General features: G+C 70.3%; 18 protein-coding genes. 10 read left to right on the top strand and 8 right to left on the bottom strand.

Going from position 1 to position 20,314, the window contains the following annotated elements; all coding sequences use genetic code 11:
• The first annotated feature begins 40 nt into the window (after window positions 1–40).
• The gene (locus D7X32_RS16070; RefSeq protein ID WP_171447617.1) at window positions 41–1,798 is read left to right on the top strand and encodes an AAA family ATPase; all 1,758 of its coding nucleotides are present in this window, start codon (window positions 41–43) and stop codon (window positions 1,796–1,798) included.
• A gap of 32 nt (window positions 1,799–1,830) precedes the next feature.
• Here the strand turns inward: D7X32_RS16070 and D7X32_RS16065 are convergent, their stop codons facing one another.
• From D7X32_RS16065 to D7X32_RS16050, 4 genes are all read right to left on the bottom strand, one after another.
• A complete protein-coding gene (locus tag D7X32_RS16065; protein WP_439329001.1) occupies window positions 1,831–2,703 on the bottom strand; it encodes a L,D-transpeptidase family protein in 873 nt (290 codons plus the stop codon).
• A 265-nt stretch (window positions 2,704–2,968) separates the two neighbouring features.
• Complete coding sequence (locus tag D7X32_RS16060) at window positions 2,969–4,918, bottom strand: LysM peptidoglycan-binding domain-containing protein (protein WP_120603420.1); 1,950 nt, start codon at window positions 4,916–4,918, stop codon at window positions 2,969–2,971.
• 125 nt (window positions 4,919–5,043) lie between these two features.
• A complete protein-coding gene (locus D7X32_RS16055; RefSeq protein WP_120603450.1) occupies window positions 5,044–6,627 on the bottom strand; it encodes a cytochrome c family protein in 1,584 nt (527 codons plus the stop codon).
• Between the two features lie 5 nt (window positions 6,628–6,632).
• Entirely contained in the window at window positions 6,633–7,019 is a 387-nt protein-coding gene (locus D7X32_RS16050; protein ID WP_014398957.1) for a response regulator, read from the bottom strand.
• Between the two features lie 182 nt (window positions 7,020–7,201).
• On the opposite strand from D7X32_RS16050, the gene D7X32_RS16045 reads away from it, so the two are divergent.
• From D7X32_RS16045 to D7X32_RS16005, 9 genes are all read left to right on the top strand, one after another.
• Window positions 7,202–8,839, top strand: coding sequence for a mechanosensitive ion channel family protein (locus D7X32_RS16045; protein ID WP_120603419.1), 1,638 nt, complete (start codon window positions 7,202–7,204; stop codon window positions 8,837–8,839).
• 120 nt (window positions 8,840–8,959) lie between these two features.
• A complete protein-coding gene (locus D7X32_RS16040; protein WP_120603418.1) occupies window positions 8,960–9,523 on the top strand; it encodes a hypothetical protein in 564 nt (187 codons plus the stop codon).
• A gap of 9 nt (window positions 9,524–9,532) precedes the next feature.
• Window positions 9,533–10,348 carry a hypothetical protein gene (locus tag D7X32_RS16035; protein ID WP_120603417.1) on the top strand — a complete coding sequence of 272 codons (816 nt, stop codon included), beginning with the start codon at window positions 9,533–9,535 and terminating at the stop codon, window positions 10,346–10,348.
• A 14-nt stretch (window positions 10,349–10,362) separates the two neighbouring features.
• Window positions 10,363–10,974, top strand: coding sequence for a penicillin-binding protein activator LpoB (gene lpoB, locus D7X32_RS16030; RefSeq protein ID WP_120528882.1), 612 nt, complete (start codon window positions 10,363–10,365; stop codon window positions 10,972–10,974).
• Between the two features lie 9 nt (window positions 10,975–10,983).
• A complete protein-coding gene (locus D7X32_RS16025; protein ID WP_438358979.1) occupies window positions 10,984–12,273 on the top strand; it encodes a COG3014 family protein in 1,290 nt (429 codons plus the stop codon).
• Between the two features lie 32 nt (window positions 12,274–12,305).
• Window positions 12,306–13,064, top strand: a complete 759-nt coding sequence (locus D7X32_RS16020) for a ZIP family metal transporter (protein WP_120603416.1) — start codon at window positions 12,306–12,308, stop codon at window positions 13,062–13,064.
• Between the two features lie 7 nt (window positions 13,065–13,071).
• Window positions 13,072–13,869: a class I SAM-dependent methyltransferase gene (locus tag D7X32_RS16015; protein WP_120603415.1), complete on the top strand. Its 798-nt coding sequence runs from the start codon at window positions 13,072–13,074 to the stop codon at window positions 13,867–13,869.
• Between the two features lie 90 nt (window positions 13,870–13,959).
• A complete protein-coding gene (locus tag D7X32_RS16010) occupies window positions 13,960–14,631 on the top strand; it encodes a trimeric intracellular cation channel family protein (protein ID WP_120603414.1) in 672 nt (223 codons plus the stop codon).
• Window positions 14,632–14,994: 363 nt separating this feature from the next.
• On the top strand, window positions 14,995–16,716 hold the full coding sequence (locus D7X32_RS16005) for a sigma-54-dependent transcriptional regulator (protein ID WP_120603413.1): 1,722 nt from the start codon (window positions 14,995–14,997) through the stop codon (window positions 16,714–16,716).
• Window positions 16,717–16,749: 33 nt separating this feature from the next.
• On the opposite strand, the gene D7X32_RS16000 is transcribed toward D7X32_RS16005, so the two are convergent.
• The 4 genes from D7X32_RS16000 to D7X32_RS15985 all read right to left on the bottom strand — a co-directional run.
• Window positions 16,750–17,247 (bottom strand): GDYXXLXY domain-containing protein, encoded by a 498-nt coding sequence (locus tag D7X32_RS16000; RefSeq protein ID WP_120603412.1) that lies wholly within the window; start codon window positions 17,245–17,247, stop codon window positions 16,750–16,752.
• Window positions 17,244–18,353 (bottom strand): DUF4401 domain-containing protein, encoded by a 1,110-nt coding sequence (locus tag D7X32_RS15995; protein ID WP_120603411.1) that lies wholly within the window; start codon window positions 18,351–18,353, stop codon window positions 17,244–17,246. The genes D7X32_RS16000 and D7X32_RS15995 overlap by 4 nt, the downstream gene beginning before the upstream one ends.
• A gap of 2 nt (window positions 18,354–18,355) precedes the next feature.
• On the bottom strand, window positions 18,356–19,366 hold the full coding sequence (locus D7X32_RS15990; protein ID WP_120603410.1) for a DUF2157 domain-containing protein: 1,011 nt from the start codon (window positions 19,364–19,366) through the stop codon (window positions 18,356–18,358).
• Between the two features lie 49 nt (window positions 19,367–19,415).
• Window positions 19,416–20,314, bottom strand: an 899-nt coding sequence (locus D7X32_RS15985) for an alpha/beta fold hydrolase (protein WP_244239033.1), incomplete at its 5' end; no start/stop codon positions are given.

Here is a 20,314-nt window from a genome sequence, read left to right as displayed (position 1 = left end):
CCCGGATGTCCCTGGGGGGAGCGACGCCGGAGGGATGTCCGTGACGAAGGTGCGCAAGGTGAACAAGGCGGATCCGCTGGCGGATCTGCCCCGGTGGGCGCAGCAACTGGCGCGCAAGTACTACACGAAGACGGTCAGCACCTTCCTGCTGTACGGGGCCGTGCGCGATTTGCAGCCCCTGCAGCTGGAAGACGGCGGACGCGGCTTCGGGACGCTCAAGACGTTCCTGTCCGAGGAGCTGTTCGGCGGGCGGGACCACGTCCTCTTCTACGACCGCTCGTCGGGCATCCGCTCCGCGACGCCGGAGACGCAGAAGGACCTGGCGCGGGCCATGACGGGCTACGACGCGATGTACGGCACGGACTTCTCCAAGGTCATGCCGCGCGACCCGGGCCGCGCGCTCCAGATCCTGGAGAACTTCCTGCGCATGCGCCTGAGCGAGGGCCGCTCGATGGCGCTCATCATCGACTACGCGGAGACGCTGGTTCCCGGCGGGGAGATGAGCCACCTGTCCGCGGAGGACCGCTTCGTCGTGGCCACGCTGGACAAGTGGGCGCACGACCCGCAGTTCCTGGCGGGCGACGTGTCGGTGGTGCTGCTGGCGGAGAACCTGTCGGACGTGTCGCCGCGCATCAGCCGCAACCCCTACGTCGCGCCCATCGAGCTGCCGCTGCCCACGGAGGAGGAGCGCCTGGAGTACGTGCGCTCCAAGCTGGAGGGCAAGAAGCTCCAGTCGGTGTCGGACGTGCCGCTGGCGGGCCTGGCGAAGATGACGGCCGGCCTGTCGCGCATCAACCTGGACCGCGTGCTCACGGAGGCGCTGGAGCGGGAGGTGCGCATCACTCCGGAGATGCTCAAGGAGAAGAAGAAGGAGCTCATCCAGGCGGAGTGCCATGGCCTCCTGGAGTTCATCGAGCCCGCGCACACGCTGGACGCGGTGGCCGGGCACGCGCCCGCCAAGCAGATGCTGCGGCAGGCGGCGTCCGCGCTGAAGAAGGGCCGCATCGAGGTCATGCCCATGGGCTACCTGGTGAGCGGGCCGGTGGGCACGGGCAAGACGTTCATGGTGAGCTGCTTCGCCGGGGAGATTGGCATCCCGGTGGTGAAGTTCCTGAACTTCCGCAGCCAGTGGCAGGGCGTGACGGAATCGAACCTGGAGAAGATCTTCAACCTGCTGAAGGCCCTGTGGCCGGTGGCGGTGATGGTCGACGAGGCGGACACCTTCCTCGGCAACCGCGACTCCGGCGGGGACTCGGGGACGAGCAGCCGCATCTTCGGCTCCATCGCGTCCTTCATGGGCAACACGCAGTACCGCGGCAAGATCGTCTGGTTCCTGCTGACGGCTCGGCCGGACCTGCTGCCCATCGACCTGAAGCGCCAGGGCCGCGCGGAGGAGCACCTCGCGCTCTTCTATCCGCAGACGGACGAGGAGCGGAACGAGCTGTTCCAGGCGATGAGCAAGAAGACCGGCGTGTCGGTGGAGGGCGTGGACTCCTTCGCCGCGCTCATCCCCGGCGGCGTGCGCGCCTTCAGCGGCGCGGACATCGAGGCGGTGATGGTGCGCTCGAAGTTCCGCGCGCTGGCGGACGGGCGCGACCAGGTGACGAAGGACGACCTGGCCGCGGTGCTGGCGGACTTCGTGCCGCCCAGCTACCCGCTGGAGATTGAGATGCAGAACCTGGTGGCGGTGCAGGAGTGCACCAGCCGGGCGCTGCTGCCGGAGAACTTCCGCAAGCTGGACCGGGACTTCATCAGCAAGCGCGTGCGGGAGCTGAAGATGCTCCTCGAAGAGCAGTAAACGGCGAGCAGTCGGCGGCGGGCCGCAGGCCATCAGCCCACGGTGACGGGGACGCCCAGGTGCGGGTCCTGGAGCGTCTCCACCACCGCGATGCGGTCACCCACGGCGAGCGCGTCATGCAGTACGAGGATGTCCTCGTTCGCGTGACGGATGCAGCCGTGGGACACGTCGCCCCCGAGCAGGGCGGGGGCGCTGGTGCCGTGCAGCTCCTCGCCGCTGCGGTGGCCATCCGCCCAGGAGAGGTCCAGCAGCCGCACGCCGAACACGTGCCGGTCATTCCACAGCCGTGCCCCCGCGTCCTCGGTGGCCACCTGATCCAACTTCGCCCTGACGACCTTGAGGCCCGGGTGCGTGGGCGTGGTGGCGGTGCCCACGGCATTGGGAAAGATGTCGATGAGCTGGCCCGCCGGGTCGAAGAGGAAGGTGCGGTGCTCGCGCAGCGCGATGACCACGCGCACCGGCTGGCCCGCGTAGAAGGGGGAGGGCAGGGCGCGCGATTGCCCTCGTGAGCCCGCCGCCGGGGCGAGCGCCTCCAGGGCCCGCAGCGTGGCGGCATCGAGCACCCCGTTCGAGCGCACGCCGGGGAACAGCGCGCTCGCATGCACCTGGAAGTTGCGGAGCGCGCGGGCCGTGTCCGGGCCGTAGCGTCCGTCCGCGCCGCCGTACAGCGCGAACCCCATGTCCATGAGCGCGCCCTGCACCGCACGAAGTCCGTCCCCCCGTGCACCCGCGCCCAGCACCGTCGCGCCGGACGCCACGTCCGCGAGCTGCGGCGAGCCGGTGAAGCGGGGATGCTCCAGCACGGTCGCCGCCGTGTCTGTCACGGTGTCGCGCGAGCGCTCCACGAATGCGGACACCCCGTCGGACGGGGACGCGAGGGACAGCCCCCGTGCTGCCTCGGGCACGCCGCCTGGGCGCTCCGTTCCGGGTGCCAGGCTGACGCTCAGCGCGCCCGGACCGGGCCCGCTGAAGCGCGTCAGCGAGTTCGCCCCCAAGACCGTCCTGTCCCCTGGACGTTCGACTCCACGGGGCAGGACGGACAGGACAGGCGCGGGTTCGCGCGTGTCGGGCGTTTCACGGAGAGGAAGCGGCGACTCTCGAAGCAGTGCGGATGCGAGCATGGCGCCGGGGACTGCAAGGTCCCGGCCGTCGCGCCATGCCCGGGTACCGCTACGGCGCGCTCAGCGACAGCAGCTTGCCGGTGGGGACCGTGCGGTGGTCCTTGATGTGGTTCCACTTCATGATGTCCTCGACGGACACGTTGTAGCGCTGCGACACCGACCAGAGCGTCTCGCCCTCGGCCAGCGTGTGCACCTTGCCCTTGGGGCCCACGGGCGCCTGTCCCGCCACGGCGGTGGCCACCACGATGGTGCCGCCGCGCTCCTCCACCTTCGCGGGCGCCGCGCCCTTGGAGTCCGGCGGCCACACGGCCAGCAGCGTGCCCAGCGACAGCGTGCGGTTGCGGCGGGGCAGGTTGTTCCACTTCTTCAGGTCGTCCACCGACACCTGGAAGCGGTTGGCGATGAGCCACAGGCTGTCGCCTTCCTGCACGCCGTACGTCACGCGCGTCTTGCCATCCACCTTCTCCGTCTTCACCGGGCCCGCCGCCACGGGGCCCCGGGGCGTGCCCGCCGGGACCTCGTCCTCCGGCCGCGTCGCCACCACGCCGCTGCGCCGCGCCTGCGCCACCTTCGTCGCGATGGCGCCGCCCGCGTCACCGCTGCCACCCCGGCCATTCGCCGGCACCGGAATCACCAGCTCCGCGCGCACCTTCAGCGTCCGCGCGCTCTTCAGCCGGTTCATCTGGAGGATGGCCTCCGGCGCCGTGCCGTACTTTTCGGCGATCTGCGACAGCGTGTCGCCGCGCTTCACCGTGTGCACCCGGAACGTCAGCCGCTCCGCGGGCGACAGCTTCTGCAGGTTCTCCGCGAAGAGCGTCGTGGTGCCGCGCGGCAGCTTCAGCACGTAGGGCTTCGCGGCCGTCGCCGGAGGCGTGCACCAGCGGCGCAGCTCCGGGTTCAGCTCCTGCACGTCCAGCACGCTCACCCCGGCCGCGCGCGCCACCACGTCCAGGTCGGTCGCGTCCGTGAGCTTCACCTCGTCGTATTCCAGCGTGGACTCGTACTGGAACTCCTCCTCGGAGAAGCCGAACGCGGTGGGGTTCTTCGCCACCAGCGCCGCGGCGATGAGCTTGGGCACGTAGTGCTTCGTCTCCTTCGCCAGCCCGCGCTCCTCCGCCAGCACCCAGAAGTCGTTCGTCCCGTAGCGCTCCACCATCTTGCGCACCCGGTACGAGCCCGTGTTGTAGCCCGCCCACGCCAGGTACCAGTGGCCCAGCTCGCCGTAGAGGTCCTTCAGGTACGCCGCCGCCGCTTGCGTGGCCTTGATGGGGTCGCGCCGCTCGTCCACCCAGAAGTCCTGCTTGAGGCCGTACTGCTTGCCCGTGCTGGAGATGAACTGCCACGGCCCGGCCGCGTGCGCCCACGAGTACGCGTTCGCGGAGAAGCCGCTTTCAATCATCGCCAGGTACACCGTGTCCCGGGGCAGGCCCTTCGCCTCCAGGATGGGCTGCATCACCGGCAGGTAGCGCGTGGAGCGCGCCATCCACTTGCGGAACCACTTGCGGCCGGGGCCCTGGAAGAACTGGATGTACTCGGCCACCCGCGGCTGCATGTCCACCGGGATGTCGTAGCGGTCCTTCACCTGCGAAATATCGAAGCTCGCCAGGTCGGTGATGCGCGCCAGCGGCGGGGCGGTGTCGTCCTCGCGGAAGGTGGGCTCTTCCAGCGCGTCCAACATTCGCAGCCGCAACGGGTTCGTCAGGCCCAGCCGCCGCAGCGACTGCATCATCTCCGCGTTCGGCTTCGCTTCCGGGTCCAGCGTCGCGCCTTCCAGCGCGCGCAGCTCCTCCAGCTCGGCGGACTCGGACTCGACCTCTTCCGTCTCCTCGCCTTCCTCCATGGGAACCGGAGGCGTGGCCAGGTTGCCATTCGCCGTCAGCAGGGCGGCTTCCGGAGAGGGCACCGCATGCACGCCAGGCGGCGGCACCGGTGTCGGCGCCACGCCCTGCGAGGAGGGAACCGAGGCCAGGGCAAGCAGGAGGAGCGAAAGAGGCGGCATGGGAACGCCAGGCGAGGTCGCCCAGAAGCAGGCGAAGGCCGCAGTATTCGCCAGCTTTCTTGACAGTCAAACAACAAGTCGCGTGGTGTGCCCCGGGGAAGGACCCAAAGTAGGAGCAGGCGACCCTATTTCGCCGGGGGCTCTCCTGCCTGCCCGCTCTTCCCCGTTCCTCCATGGCCGGGACCGAGGATGCGCGGCAGGTAGGTGGCGAAGTCGAAGTGCGGGGAGTTCTCCGCGTTGTGGCAGGTGACGCACACGGCCTGTCCCGGCTTGCCCACGATGGTGGCCGGGCTCGGCGCGTCCGCGTGCAGGGAGCCCGGACCGTGGCAGCTCTCGCAGCCCACGGCCTCGCGCCCCGCCACCTTGTCCAGCCGGCACACGCCGCCGGGCTTCTGCCAGCCGGTGACGTGACAGCCCACGCAGTTGAGGTGGTGCTGCTTGCCCACCTCCTCCAGCGTCTCCCAGCCGTGGTGGTGCTTCGTGCGTTCCCACACGGCGGTCGCGTCCGGGTGGCAGTCCGCGCACACCGCGCTGCCGACGAAGCCCGCCTGGCCCTTCGCGGGCAGCGGGCAGTCCTGGCCGTGCGCCTTCGCCCACGCGAGGTTCAGCTGGCCCACGTCCGCGTCGTACGCCTTCACCAGGGCCTGCGCATCCGGCGCGGTGGGCAGGTTCGACTCCAGCGGCAGGAAGCGCAGCGCGAAGCCGTTGACGTCGGTGGCGGGCGCGGGCGGCGCGGTGAGGAAGCCCTGCTTGCGCGCCGCGAGCTCGTCGCGCTTGCCCTGCTTCAGCGCCTTCAACTTCGGGTCGATGCCGGGATGGGAGATCTCCTTGTCCAGGAGCGCCAGCCGCTGCTCCAGCGCCGCCACCTCCCGCTCCACGTCCCCCTGCGAGCGCTGGAGCGTGAAGGGCCCCTTCGCGGGCGCGTACGTCAGGTCCACGCGCAACAGCGAGCGCCCCTTGCTCTGCACCGCCACCGCCGGCACGTCGGAGCGCACCAGCCGGTTCTCCTCCGCGGAGAACTCACCAGCGCTGTGCGTGGCCACCACCAGGTTCGCGGCCAGGCCCGGCAGCGCGGCGGCGGCCTGCGCGGCCTCCAGCGGTTGGTCCAACAGGCCCACCACGAAGTCCGCGCCCTGCTCGCGCGCCTGCTGGCTCGCCTTCACCAGCGCTTCGCCGGAAGCCGCCGCCACCACGCCCACCTTGCGCGTCCCAGCGTCCAGCACCTTCACCCCGCCCGCGGGAACCTCCGGCAGGCCCAGGCCCTGGCGGAACGCCGCGCCGCGCGTGTCGTCCAATTCGCCCGTGGCTCGCGCCGCGATGCCCATGGTGCGGAACGCATCCGCGAGCGCCTTCGCCTTGCGCTCCTCCTGCGGCACCTGATCCGCCTTGAGGTGCGTCTCACCGAAGAGGCTGTTGCCGCCGTCGATGTAGTGCACCGGCTGGCCGCCCTTGCGCGCCTGCTGCACCTGGAACGCCGCCCGGCCAATGCCGCCGCGCATGTTCTCGCTGCAACCGCAGGGGCCCAGATAGCCACGCGTGTCCGCGGAGATGAACAGCACCGCGCCCGGGGGAGCGGCGGTGGGGGTGGTCGCGGTGGAGGTCTGCTGCCCGGGAGCGCTGCTGTCGCCGCTCTCCAGCGGGCGCGGCTCCTGGCGTCTGCATCCGGTGAGAAGCGCGCTCACGAGCACCGCGAGGACGGCCGCGCGCATCGTCATCACCAGAGGATGCTCTGCACCAGTTCGTCGATCTTCTCGCCCATTGCCTCCAGGCCATTCACCTTGGAGAGCGAGCCATCCGCGCCCACCTGCTCGGCCAGCTTCGACAGCTCGTCGTCCGGCAGGCTGGAGAACAACACGATGGGGATGTCCTGCGTGTTGTACTCGTTCTTCAGCGTGCGGCAGATGTCCGTGCCCTTCGCCTCGGGCATGTGGATGTCCGTGAGGATGAGGTCCGGCCGCCAGCTCTGAAGCGTTTTCTCAAACTCCATGAGCGTGGAGGTGGCCACGACCTCATAGCCCCGCGCCTCCAGGACGGCCTTCTCCATGGCGAGGGTGATCTCGCTGTCGTCAATGAGGAGGATTCTTCGCTTCTCTTCGGACACGGCGACCTTCCTTGGGGGTCGGTTCTAGCCCACCACCCAGCGGCGTACCAATGCTTTCCCGTGTCGCGTTCCGGCACGGCTTTTCTGTTTTCGACCCCGGGCTTCCCAGCGGCCGGGCGGGCTCGGAATCACCCACCGTCTTTCCCGGACAACCGACAGGGACACGGAGTAAGGAGGCGCCCATGAAGCGCCATGCCTCCCGGGTCCTGGTGGCCCTCGTTCTCCTGGGGTGCGTCCTCGGTGGCCTCCCTGTCTTCGCTCTGAACGGAGGGCTGGGTGAGGTCCCTCAGGACCTCGACCGCACGTCGCCGCGCGCCACCGCGCAGGGCTTCCTGGACGCGGTGCATCGCGGGGAGTACGCCCGCGCCGCCCACTACCTCTACCTGGACCACCTCCCGGCCGCCGAGCAGCCCGCGCAGGGCGCCCAGCTGGCGCGGAAGATGAAGTTCGTCCTGGACCGCGAGCTGTCGGTGGACACGTCCGTCCTGCCGAAGACGCCGGAAGGCGAGTCCGCCAACTCGCGCTTCGTGTCGCTGGGGGCCATCCCGCTCAAGGGCGACTCCATCCCCATCCGGCTGCAGCGCATCACCGTGGACGGCGCGCCCACCTGGGTGCTGGCGGAGTCCACGGTGAAGATGGTGGACCCGCTCTTCGAGGAGTACGGCCCGCTGCTCACCGAAACGCTCCCCGCCGTCTTCTTCGAGCGCACGGTGCTGGGGCTGGAGCTGTGGCAGTGGCTGGGGCTCGCCGTGACGCTGCTGGGCGCGTGGATCTTCTCGTACCTCATCGAGAAGCTCCTCCTGTCCGCCGCGCTGCGGGTGGCGCGCTGGACGCGCATCGCCTGGGATGACCAGCTCGTCAGCGCGGGCCGGGGCCCTCTGCGGCTGCCGTTCTTCTCGCTCCTGCTGGCGCTGGGCACCTCGTTCCTGCTGCTGCCGCCCAAGCTGCGCCTGCTGAGCGACCGGGTGAGCTACTCGCTCGTCATCATCGCGGTTGCGTGGTTCATCCTGCGCTTCCTCCGGGTGTCGGAGGCGTTCGTCCAGAGCCGCGTCACCTCCGAGACGGGCAACCACCCGCGCGCCCGTTCGCTGCGCACGCAGCTGGCGGTGCTTCGCGCGGTGTTCGAGGTCGCCACCTACGTCATCGCCGCCGCGCTGTTGCTCATGCAGTTCGAGGTGGTCCGCAACGTCGGCGTATCGCTGCTCGCCTCCGCGGGTATCGCCGGCCTCGCCATCGGTCTCGCCGCGCAGAAGTCCCTGTCCACGCTGCTCGCCGGCATCCAGCTGTCCATCACCCAGCCCGTCAGCATTGGCGACAACGTGCTGGTGGAGGGCGAGTTCGGCACGGTGGAGGAGATCACCCTCACGTACGTCGTGCTGCGCATCTGGGACCAGCGCCGGATGGTCATCCCCATCACCCAGTTCCTGGACAAGCCGTTCCAGAACTGGAGCAAGGGCTCTCCGGAGATGCTGGGCACGGTCATCCTCCAGGTGGACTACATGGCGGACATCGACGCGCTGCGCGCGGAGCTGGACCGCATCCTCACCCACGAAGGCAAGCACCTGTGGGATGGCCGGGTGAAGACGCTGGTCGTCTTCGACGTGATGGACAAGACGCTCACCCTGCGGGCGCTGGTGAGCGCGGCCAACTCCGACAAGCTGGGGGACCTGCGCTTCCTCGTGCGTGAGCGGCTGGTGCTCTTCATCCGCACCCGGCCCCAATGGCTGCCCACGGTGCGCAGCGAGTCCCGTCCCGCCGTGGCCCCGCCCTCCAAGGACACCCTGGACGCCACGCAGGGCGCCCCGGAGCCCCGGGCCTGACCCCGGGCCGCCTGGGAAAACGGCCGCTTGCACGGACGCTCGCCACACGATGAATATGGCGCCCATCGCGGCGTATGACGCGCGTAAGAGCAGTCGCACCCACGCTGGGGAGTTCATCAGATGAAGCGTCCTGTCACGTTGTGCGGAGCCCTGGCGCTCCTGGCCGTCGCCGCGCCGCTCACCGCGAGCGCCCAGGAGCGGGGCCGCACCGACGGGCCCGAGGAGTCGGAGTACGGCAAGGGTGGCTACGGCGACAACCGCCGGGGTGTGTCGCTCCAGTTCGACTGGGGCGCGGCCATCAACTCGCGGGAGAACCCCGCGGGCGCGCCGGAAGGCCCGCCGCTGTTCGTGGGCGCCACCCTGTCCCTCTGGGGCGATGACTGGTACCGGCTGGACGCCAGCGCCGGATACGTGTTCGACGGTGGGCGCTTCATCGGCAACGTGGGCCCCACCTTCCGCACCTGGGGCTGGCCGCTGTCCTTCACGCTCGGCCTCAAGGCGGGCGCCATCGTCATCCCGGAGGGCGAGGGCCTGCGGTTCGCCCTGTCGCCGCAGGTGGGCGCGGAGATCTTCCTGGACCGCCGCGACCGCGTGCTCATGGGCCTGCACTACTCGCCGGACATTCCCATCGGGGGAGGAGGAGTGACGAACCGGTTGTTCATGAACGTCGGCTACCGGTTCTAACTGCACGCCATGATCGCTCAATTGCTCGCCGCAGCTGTCGCGTTGACCACGGCCCAGGCGCCCCGCGCCGCGGCGCCGTCCGTGTCACTGCCGTTCCCGTCGGGGGATGTGCAGACCTACAACATCATCCAGTGGGACCCGAACCAGCTGCCGCGCATCTATGAGCGCTCGGATCAGCTCCCGCTCACCGACGAGGAGCTGACCAAGCTGTCCCAGGCCGGCTTCGAGCCCGCGCAGCTGGTGAAGATGATCGAAGAGCGCCGCTGCGCCTGCGACGCGAGCGCGGACGGCCTCATCCGCCTGAAGAAGGCGGGCGTGGACAAGACGGTGCTGGCGGCGGTGTCGCGGCATGGCCTGGCGCCCAACCGGCAGCTGGACATCCTGGTGACGCTGGACTTCACCGGCGAGAGCCGCACCGCGCGCGAGGCGTTCCTCTACTTCTTCGTGGACGACGGGGACATCACCCGCGTGTTCTCCGCGAACCTCCCGGAGCTGCTGCAGCGCCGCAACAGCCACGAGACCATGGTGGACCGCAGCGACATCATGGTGGCGCGCACGGTGCGCCGCATCCAGCTCGCGGGCCACGTGCCGCTCAAGACGTACGGCGCGCACCGCGTGATGGTGGCCGCCAGCGCCAGCCCCACGCTCACGCACCCCTCGCAGCTCACCCCGCAGGAGCGCGCGAAGGCGCAGACGTACAGCTTCGACTATCCGCGCGCCTCGTTGCAGAGCCTCTGCCGGCTGACGGCCGGCTACCGCCGCGACGCGGTGCTTGCCTACAAGTGGAACTTCGAAGGCAGCCGCTTCGAATGCGAATGGAACTAGGAGTCGACCCGACCATGAACACCCGCCGCCTGTTGCTGTCCGCCCTCGTCGCCGTGTCGCTCGCCGGCTGCGGAGGCCCCCGCGCCTTCACGCGCGGTACCTACGAAGACCCCAACACCATCGAGATGCTGGGGGACCGCTTCAACGAAAACGACCTGCAGCTCATCGCGAAGAAGATGGCCGAGTCGCTCGCCAGCTCCCCGCGCTTCGTGCAGGCCCCGCCGCAGGGCCAGCCCCTGCCCATCGTCCTCGTGGGCAAGCTGCGCAACAGCACCAGTGAGCACATCGACATGCGCTCGCTGGCGGACAAGATTCAAACGGCGCTCGCCCAGACGGGCCGCTTCGCGCTGGTGGACCAGGCCGCGCGCCAGGACATCGCGGAGGAGTACGAGTACCAGCAGTCCGGCTACGTGAACCCGAACGCCGCCAAGGCCCCGGGCCAGCAGGCGTCGGTGGACTTCCTGATGACGGGCGACCTCGCGTCCATCATCCAGGAGGTCGGCCGCGACAAGCTCGTCTATTACAAGATGACGGCGAAGCTGAACGACGTGCGCACCGGAACGCTGGCGTGGACGGACGAGAAGCAGATCCGCAAGAAGTTCGAGAAGCAGGGCGTGAGCTGGTAGCCGTCCGCCGTGTCCAACCTCTCCGACATCGCATCCCAGGCCCCGCGCATCTCCGCCTCTCCGGCGGGGGGGCGTTGGGGCCTGTTGTTCATCCTGGCCTTGAGCGCCTTGGGCGTCGGCACCGGATGCGCCAGTGACTACGTGGCGCGCACGGCCTCCGCGCGCTCCGCGTACCAGTCCTCCGACTATCCGCGCGCCCTGCGCGAGCTGGACGACGAGCAGAAGGAAGCGCCGGAGCGCGACCAGCTCCTGTTGCTGTTGGACAAGGGCATGGTGCTGCACGCGTCCGGGCAGTGGGAGGAGAGCACGAAGGTGCTGGCCCAGGCGGATGACCTCAGCTCGCAGCTGGACATCACCTCCGTGAGTGAAGAGGCCGGGGTGCTGCTCAGCAACGAGCGGCGCCGCGCCTACCGGGGGGAGGACTTCGAGAAGCTGATGATCTCCGTCCTCCAGGCGCTCAACTACACGGAGCTGGGCCGGGACGAGGACGCGCTCGTGGAGGCCCGCCGCGTCAACGAGCGCATCGAGAAGATGATCATCGAGGAGAAGAAGCCCTACCAGCAGCTCGCCATCGCCCGCTACCTGGGCGGCGTGCTGTACGAGGACCAGCACGACTGGGACTCCGCCTTCATCGACTACATGAAGGCGTACGAGCTGGAGCCCCGGCTGGACGGGCTGGTGGAGCCGCTCTTGCGGCTGGCGAAGAAGACGGGCCGCGATGACGCCTACGACACCCTGTCCCAGAAGTTCCCGGACGTGGCGCATGACCCGATGGGCCCCGGTGACGGCCAGCTCGTCGTGGTGGTGGAGGCGGGCCTGTCGCCGGAGAAGCAGCGCGCGTCGCGCGACTACGGTGACTCCGGGGACCTGATTGAGGTGCCCGTGTACCGGGACCGCGGCGGCACACCGCCAGTGCGCGTGTCGGTGGAGGGCCAGGCGGAGCGGGCGGTGACGGTGACGTCGCTGTCGCGCGTGGCCCAGGTGCACCTCAACGACCGCATTGGCCGCATGCTGGCGAAGCAGCTCGCGGGCGCGGTGGCCAAGGCGGGCGTGGCGGCGGGCGTGGGCGCGCTGACGAAGAGCAAGGAGCTGGGCGTGCTCACCTTCCTGGTGCTCAACGCGGGCAACCAGCCCGACCTGCGCTCCTGGCTTTCACTGCCGGCGGAGTTCCAGGTGGCGCGCTTCCGGCTTCCTCCGGGAAAACACACCGTCCAGGTGGATGCACCGGGTCGGCCCAGCACGCACCTGGTGGAGGTGAAGCCGGGGCGGGTGGAGGTGCTGGTGGTGCGAAGCTACTGACGGCGTCGTTTTGGGAGTAGGGTGCGCGCCCCATGTCGCCGGTCGTGGCCGAAGTCGTCCTCTACTCCTTCATCGTCGTGGTGAGCGCGTTGGCCGGCGCGGGGGTGGTCATTTTCAATGACCGGTCCACGCGGCTCGTGACGTTCCTGGCCTTCGCGGCGGGCGTGATGTTCGGCGCGGCCTTCTTCCACATGCTCCCGGAAGCGTACGAAGGCGGCGGCTGGTGGGCCTTCGCGCTCGTGCCCATGGGGTTCCTCTTCGTGCTGGTGCTGGAGCGCTACCTCGTCGCCCACGCCTGTGAAGAGCCGCCGGACTGCGCGGAGCACGTGCACGGCCACGCGCTGGGCTTCAGCGCGTTCCTGGGCCTGTCCACGCACACGCTCTTCGACGGCATCGCGCTGGGCTCCTCCGTGAAGGAGGGCGTGGGCGCCATGGCGCTCCTGGCCATCACCGCGCACAAGGTGCCCTCGTCGCTGTCGCTCGCGTCCATCCTCCAGGCGGAGGGCAAGAAGCGCGGCACCATCCTGGCGTACACCGCGCTGTACGGCCTGATGGTGCCGGTGGGCGCGGTGCTCTACTTCGGCTTCGACGCGGTGCTGAGCTTCCAGTCCCTGGCGCCCAAGGCGCTGGCCTTCTCCGCGGGCACCTTCCTCTACATCGCCGTGTCGGACCTGCTGCCGCACGTGAACAAGCACGGCAGGGACAAGCCCGGCCGCAACCTGGTGGCATTGGCAGCCGGGTTGCTGGTGATGTTCGTGCTCGCGCGGCTCCTGGGCCACACGGACCACTGAAGACACCATGGAACGACGCAAGGACTGGTACGAGCACCCGGAGTACTACGAGGCCATCTTCGGCACGGACACCGTGCGCGAGGCGGACTTCCTCCAGGTGCTGAGCCGGCGCTACGGCACCGGCGGCAATCAGTGGCTGGAGCCCGCGTGCGGCGCGGGCCGGCTGGTGGAGGAGGCCGCGGGCCGGGGGCTGAAGGTCGCGGGCTACGACTTGTCGGAGGCCATGCTCGCGCACGCGCGCAAGCGGCTGTCCCCCGCCGAGCGCCGCCGCGTGAAGCTGTCCCAGGCGCGCATGGAGGACTTCTTCGACCCGGCGCTGGAGGGCCGCGTGGACCTGGCGCACACGCTGGTCTCCACCTTCCGCTACCTGGACAGCGAGAAGGCCGCGGTGGAGCACCTCACGGGCACCCGCCGCCTGCTCAATCCGGACGGCATCTACGTGCTGGGCTTCCACCTCACCGACTACGCGCGCTCGGGCCCGGAGCACGAGCGCTGGGTGGGGCAGGTGGGCCAGGACAAGGTCGTGTGCAACACGCACGAGGGCCTGCCGGAGCAGCGCCTGCGCCGCTCGCCCATGCGCAACCGGCTGCGCGTCACCGGACCCGGCAAGGACTGGCTCATCGAGACGACGTGGTACTTCCGCACGTACGACGAGGCCCAGGTGAAGCGGCTGTTCCGCAAGTCCGGCCTCCGCGTCGCGGCCACGTTCGACTTCGACTACGACCTGGACTCGCCCGTGGGACGCGGCAGCCCGCGCCTGGACCGCGTCTTCGTCCTCAAGCCGGACGCCGGCTCCAAGGTCTGACGCCGCACGCGCTGCCGCGGTGTCGTTCGGTGGATGGAGCGCCCGCGCCGTGACGTGGGCCTCCGGGACGCGGGTGCTAGCGTCGCCGGGATGGAACCCTCCGCGGTGGCAGGGACGCAGGCGCTCCTCGACGGCCGCGAGGCGCGGCTGTTGCTGGGGCTCGACTTCGCCGGCACCTACGTCTTCGCGGTGGAGGGCGCCATCGCGGCCATCGCGGGCGGGTTGGACCCACTGGGCATCATGGTCCTGTCGTTCGCCACGGCGTTGGGCGGCGGCATCCTCCGCGACCTGCTCATCGGCGCGACGCCTCCCAATTCCATCCGGGACGAGCGCTACGCGATGGTCGCCTTCGCGGGCGGCGCGACGGTGCTCTTCCTCCACCGCTTCGTGACGTACGTGCCGCCGCTGCTGCTCGTCACGCTGGATGCCGCCGGGCTGTCCCTCTTCGCCATCGCAGGGGCCCGCAAGGCGTTGGACTTCGGCCTGCGTCCGTTGATGGCCGTGCTCATGGCCGCCATCACCGGCTCCGGCGGCGGCACCCTGCGCGACCTCTTCCTCAACCACGTGCCCACCGTGCTGCGCGCGGACATCTACGCCGTGGCGGCGCTCGCCGGGGCACTCGTCATGGTGGCCGGCCAGCGCCTGGGCTTGCCCTCGCGCACCATGGCCCTGGTGGGCGGCGCGGCCTGCTTCGCGCTGCGCATGGTCAGCGTCTGGCGCGGCTGGAGCCTGCCCCACTTCTCCCTGACTGGTATGGAATGACCCGGACGTCTGCCTGTCCGGGAGGTCGTCCGTCAGGCATTGGAGCTCAAACGAGACGGGTTTTGCGTTCCGTCCGGACGCGCCTGCGTTCCAGTAGGACGCAACTTGGAGGCGTGCTCTTCGTGACTCCGCGAAATCACTGGGCTTCTTTCCTGGCACGGCATCCGCAATAGCGTCTGGCCATACGCCGGCAACGGCGTGTACCGCATCCAGATGCATCCGGAGCGCGGAAGGAGGGGCCGCTCCTTCCGCGCTCTCCATCTGAATCCGCACCTCCCCGTCATCTCCGATAGAGTCCGCGTCTGGTTTCTGGACGGCTGCGCCGGTCGGCGGTGGCGCGGCTTCCGTACGGGAGGCGTGGGGATGCAAGACGAGTTGGCGCGGCTCATGGCCGCGCTTCGGGATTCCAGGGACTTCGAGACCGCGGCGGCGGCGACGTTGCGTCGCATGCTGGCCGTGGCGGACGCCGCGGTGGCCGCAAGCCGCTACGCGGGCCGGGCCCGGGTCCTGCGCGGCATCGTCCACCTGCGTCCCGGCGAGGCGTACCGGCGGCTGGCGGCGTTGGACGTGGGCGCGCGCGAGGTGACGGACGCGGGCGTCGGGACGCCCTTCTTCACCTCCGCCACGGCCTGGCGCGCGGTGGTGGAGCACCGGTGCGCGGTGTCCATCGATGTGAACATCGGCACGGTGCAGCCGCACGCCCCGGACGCGCCGGTGACGGGCGACCCGGGCCTCGCGGGCTTCCACAGCAACGAGAGCAAGCAGCGCTTCCTGGGCCGCCACGCGACGCACGTCTGCGTGCTGCCCCTGCGCACGCCCTCGGGCATGGAGGGCATGATTTCGCTGGAGGCGGACTGTCTGGCCGCCATGGGGCAGGAGTTCGTCTGGCGCGACGCCGGGGACCTGCTCCAGCTGCTCACGGACATCGCCGCGCCGTACCTCACCGCGCTGCCGCAGCGGCCGGTGGCCACGCCGGAGGTGGACGAGTTCCTCCCCGTGGTGGGCCGCTCCATGGCGGAGCTGTTGCCCATCCTGCGCGTGTTCGCCCTCCAGGACGAAACCATCCTCGTGAGCGGCGCCACGGGCGCGGGCAAGTCGCGCCTGGCGCGCTGGTGCCATGAGCGCTCCGGCCGCAGGGGCAAGCCCTTCGAGACGCTGGACCTGGTGACGGTGCCGGAAGACCTCCAGATGGCGGAGCTCTTCGGCTGGAAGAAGGGCGCGTTCACCGGCGCGGTGCGCGACGCGCCGGGCGTGGTGGCCCGCTCGGACGGCGGCACGCTGTTCATCGACGAAATCGACAAGTTGTCGCTGAAGGCGCAGGCGGGCCTGCTGCACCTGTTGGAGTCGCGCAGCTACCGGCCGCTGGGCGAGGGCACCGGCGAGAAGCTCGCGGACGTGCGCTTCATCATCGGCACCAACGCGGACCTGCACGCGCAGGTGCGCGCCGGACGCTTCCGCGAGGACCTGTACTACCGCGTGAACGTGCTGCCGGTGCGCATGCCGCCCCTGCAGGACCGGCAGGACGAGATTCCCCTCTGGGCGCGGTACATGGTGAACCGCCGTCACCGCGAGCGGCTGCCGGAGGGCTCCGCGCGCCTGGCGCCGGAGGCGGAGCACCTGCTCACCACCAGCACCTGGCCGGGCAACCTGCGGCAGCTCGACAACATCGTGCGGCGCGCCTACTCGCTGGCGATGGTGGAGCACGCGGGCAGCACCGGCGACCTCGTGTTGCAGGAGAAGCACGTGTCGCAGGCGCTGGGCTACGAGCAGGCCCCGGGCGGCCGTCCGCTGCCGGAGGCGATGCGGGCCGCGGCGCAGGCGTTCGTCAGCGAGGCGCGCAGGCGCGGCTCGCCGCTGGACCTGGACTACGCGGACGGCTTCCGCGGGCTGGTGCTGGGCATGGCCATCCGCCAGGTGGGGCGCGACGAGGCCTTCCGCCTGCTGGGCCGCGAGAGCCTGGTGAAGAACCGCAACCACCACAAGGCGCTCAAGCGCGAGCTGGAGAAGGTGGACGGCCTCTACAAGGCGCTGGGCGAGGACGGCTCGCCCTTCTCCGACCTGCTGGAGAACGAGGACGCGGACTGAGGCACTGCGCCCCGGGAGACCGGGGCGCGGCCGTCACTGGAGAGCGCTGCCCAGCGGCTGGTAGTTCTCGTCGCGCAGGCCCACGAGCACGCTGGTGCCGTTGTCCATCACGCGCAGCTCGCCGAAGCGCGCCTTCGCGTAGCGCTCCGCGTGGCCTTCCTGGAAGAAGAAGGCCTCCGCGCCCAGGCGCATCTGCGAGTTGCGGATGCGGAAGCGCACGCGCACCTCGCCGGGCGCGAGCGCGGTGCCCGGCGGTTCGTAGCGCACGAACTCCCCGACGTCGTGCTCGTCCAGGCGCACCACCACGTTGCCGTCCTCCTGGGGCTGCTCGCGGCCCTCGCGCCAGCCCTGGTTGATGGCGTAGTCGAGCACCATGTAGTCGCCCTGGATGAGCGAGCGCGGATCCACCGGGGCAAGCCGGAGCAACACCGGCTGCCCCCGCTTCAGCACGGTCTCCTTCTGCACGACGAGGAAGGCGAGCGCGGCGAACACCAGCCCAAGCCCTCCGAAGATGACGGCGCCGCGTTTCATCGGGCCTCCGCGAGCACGGCGGATTCACGCCGCAGGAAGAACTGCCGCACGCCCAGCAGCACCAGCCCGCTGCCCGCGAGCGCGAGCGCCTTGGCCAGCAGCGTGATGTGGAGGTCGTAGTAGTAGTACGCGCCGAACGTCAGCAGGAACGCCACCGCCAGCCCCAGCATCACGCGGCTGCGGCGGTGGAAGCCGAGCGTCAGCATCAGCGCCGCCACGAGCACGCCGGGCGTGTTCAGCGTCATCACCGTGAGCAGCACGAGGGCGCAGGCCGCTGGAATCCAGACGCGCTTCTCATGCTCCAGGCCCATCTCACGCAGCACCCGCCACCCCGTTCCCAGCGCGAGGAGCGCCAGCGCGAGGGAGAGGTACGCGCTTGGCACGAACTCACTTTCGAAGCGGAAGACGTAGTGGAAGCCCTCCTGGGAGTTCTCGAAGCTGCGGAACAGCAACCACCCGGGGACCGCGCACGCGAGCGCGAAGGCGATGGGGCCCACGCGCGCGCCCAGCTGCCCGCGCCGCAACCGGGGCTCGAAGAGCAGGATGCCCGCGAGCGCCGCCGCGCACACGAGCATCCACACGTCCACGCCCGAGCCACCGACCGTCTCCAGCGCCAGCACGCCAACGGACACGCAGATCCCCACCGTCGCGAGGAAGTAGAGGATGAGGTCCGGGAACACGGCGAGCAGCGCGAGGGACACCACCATCCCCGTGAACGCGAGGGTGATGGTGCCCTGGTCCATGGCTCCCAGTCCCGCCAGGAACGCGCCCACGCCCGCCATGCACAAGGCCAGGGCGAGCTGCTCCATGAAGGGCCCCCGGGTGCTCCGGCGCAGGAACACCGACGCCACCGCCAGCGCGAGCCCCAGGCCGGTGAGCGCCGCCTCCTCCTTCCACAGGCCCACGCAGGCGAAGAAGCTGAGCATGAGGGCGGCGGACATCCACGCGCCCACTCCTGCCAGCGCCTTCACGAACCAGGGCGAGGCGCCCACGGCCTTCTGCCGGATCTCCAGGGTGGTGCGGGCGCGCGCGTCCACCTCGGCGTCCACATGGCCTTCGGCCTTGAGCCCCGCCAGCACGTCTTGAATTGTCGGTCGCAGGGCCATGATCAGGTCTCCTCCGAAACGCCCGTGACCTGCGACTCGTGGCGCAGCCAGAACACGGCCAGCCCCACCTCGCCAATGAGCAGCAGGGGCAGGATGAAGAGGGTCAGCTCCTCGGCGCGCGTCACCTCGATGAGGAAGTAGCCCACCGCCGTGGTGACGAGCGTGATGACGCACAGCGCGCCCACGGTGAGCAGGAACAGCTCGCCGTGCAGGTGCCGGTGCAGCGCGTAGATGGCCACCATCGCGCCCAGCGTCAGCAGCAGGGACACGCCTCCGGTGAGCGAGTGCCCACGGTTGTCCACGATGAACAGGATGCCCAGCCCCACCAGCGGCATCAGCGTCATGAGCGACAGCACGCGCGGCATCCACCTCCCCTGGAGCCAGGACACCTTCCTGTTGGCGAAGTGCTCGTAGGTGGCCCAGGCGAAGCCGTTGATCAGCCCCAGCAACAGCGCCAGCACCGAGTCGCGCGAATAGGAGCTCCCCATGCGCTGGCCCCAGAAGAGGATGACGCCCGTGTTGACGAGCACGACCTGGAGCATCCACAGCGGCGTGAAGCGCGCCAGCGCCACCCACGGCAGGATGAGCACGCCCCAGCCGATGAACAGCTCATACGGGTCCGCGCCCGTCTGGTACGCCTGCCCGTACACGGCGAGCAGCGGGCCCACGAGCACCGCGGCCGCGAGCAGCGCGAACTGCCCCGCGGGCCTGTCGCCCAGCCGCCACGCGCCCACCGCCGCCCCGGCGATGCCCAGCGAGACGAGGCCCAGCTTCGAGAAGCGCCCCAGCTCCGCCCAGTTGAAGGCGAAGAAGTACACCACGCCCGCCAGCACCAGCAGCGAGCCCAGGGCCATCAACGTCGTGGACAGGAACGCGCGCCACGCGGGCCGCGACGGCGTGGCGACCGCCAGGTGCAGCGCTCGCCCGTACGCGTCCGGGCTCAGGATTCCGGCGTCCGCCAGCGCGTGCAGCCGCTCTGGTGTCGCCTCCAAGTCGAGGAAGTCTTTCGGCACGGCGGCGGACTGTACCCGGTTCGGGTGACGCCGGGGACGCCGCGCCCGCTCAATGGCCGGAGGGCTCCTCGCCCAGGAAGGCCTTCAGCTCGGGGAGCACGCGCTCGGGATGCTCCAACTGCGGACTGTGTCCGCAAGTCACGCGCAGGACGCGGGCCTGGGCAAGCCCTCGCGCGGCCTCGTCCGCCAGGGAGACGGGCAGCGTCTCGTCCTGCTCACCCCAGATGAGCAGCACGGGGACCTTCACCTCGCCCAGCCGCTCGCGGCGGTGGAACACCGGACCCGTCAGCGGCACCAGCGCGTTGAAGGCCTGCGCCGCTTCGGGCCTGCCTCCGGGCACGCTCAACAGCTCGTAGCCCAGCTGTCCCAGCTTCTCCCCCAGCGGCGTGGGGGGAGGCGGCAGCATCCGCGCCATCGCCCAGGGCCCCAGGTTGCGCGCCAGCCGCTCCGGCCCCGCGCGGAAGAAGAGGCGCGAGGCCCGTGGCATTTCCGGCCCCAACCCCATCGCGTCCACCAGCGCCAGCCGCTTCACCGGCACCGTGCCGCGCAGCGCCAGCTCCAGCGCCACCAGTCCGCCCAGCGAGTGGCCGACCACCGACACCGGCCCCGGCGCCAGCATCCCCAGGGCCTCCTCCACCGGCCCCGTGAAGAAGCGGACCGCGTCCTCCGCCGACCGCACGGGCACGTCCGCCGGGGTGGACTGTCCGAAGCCGGGCAGGTCCAGGGCCAGCACCCGGTGGTGCCGGGCCAGGGCCGTCAGGTACGGAAACCAGTGGGTCGCCGCGTTCCCACGCCCGTGGAGGAAGACGACCGTGGAGTGCGCTCCCTCTGGGGGACCCCCTTCGAGGATCCGCACCGCCCCGCCTCCGGGCAGCCAGTGCACCTGGGGCACCACGGCGGGGGCCAGCTGGGCCAGGAGCCCCGTCTCCACCGGGCCCACCGGGGGCG

Source organism: Corallococcus carmarthensis (assembly GCF_003611695.1).
Classification (GTDB): Bacteria; Myxococcota; Myxococcia; order Myxococcales; family Myxococcaceae; genus Corallococcus; species Corallococcus carmarthensis.
The sequence above is the reverse complement of the archived record's forward strand: the minus strand, read 5'-3'. Positions and strand labels throughout refer to the sequence as shown.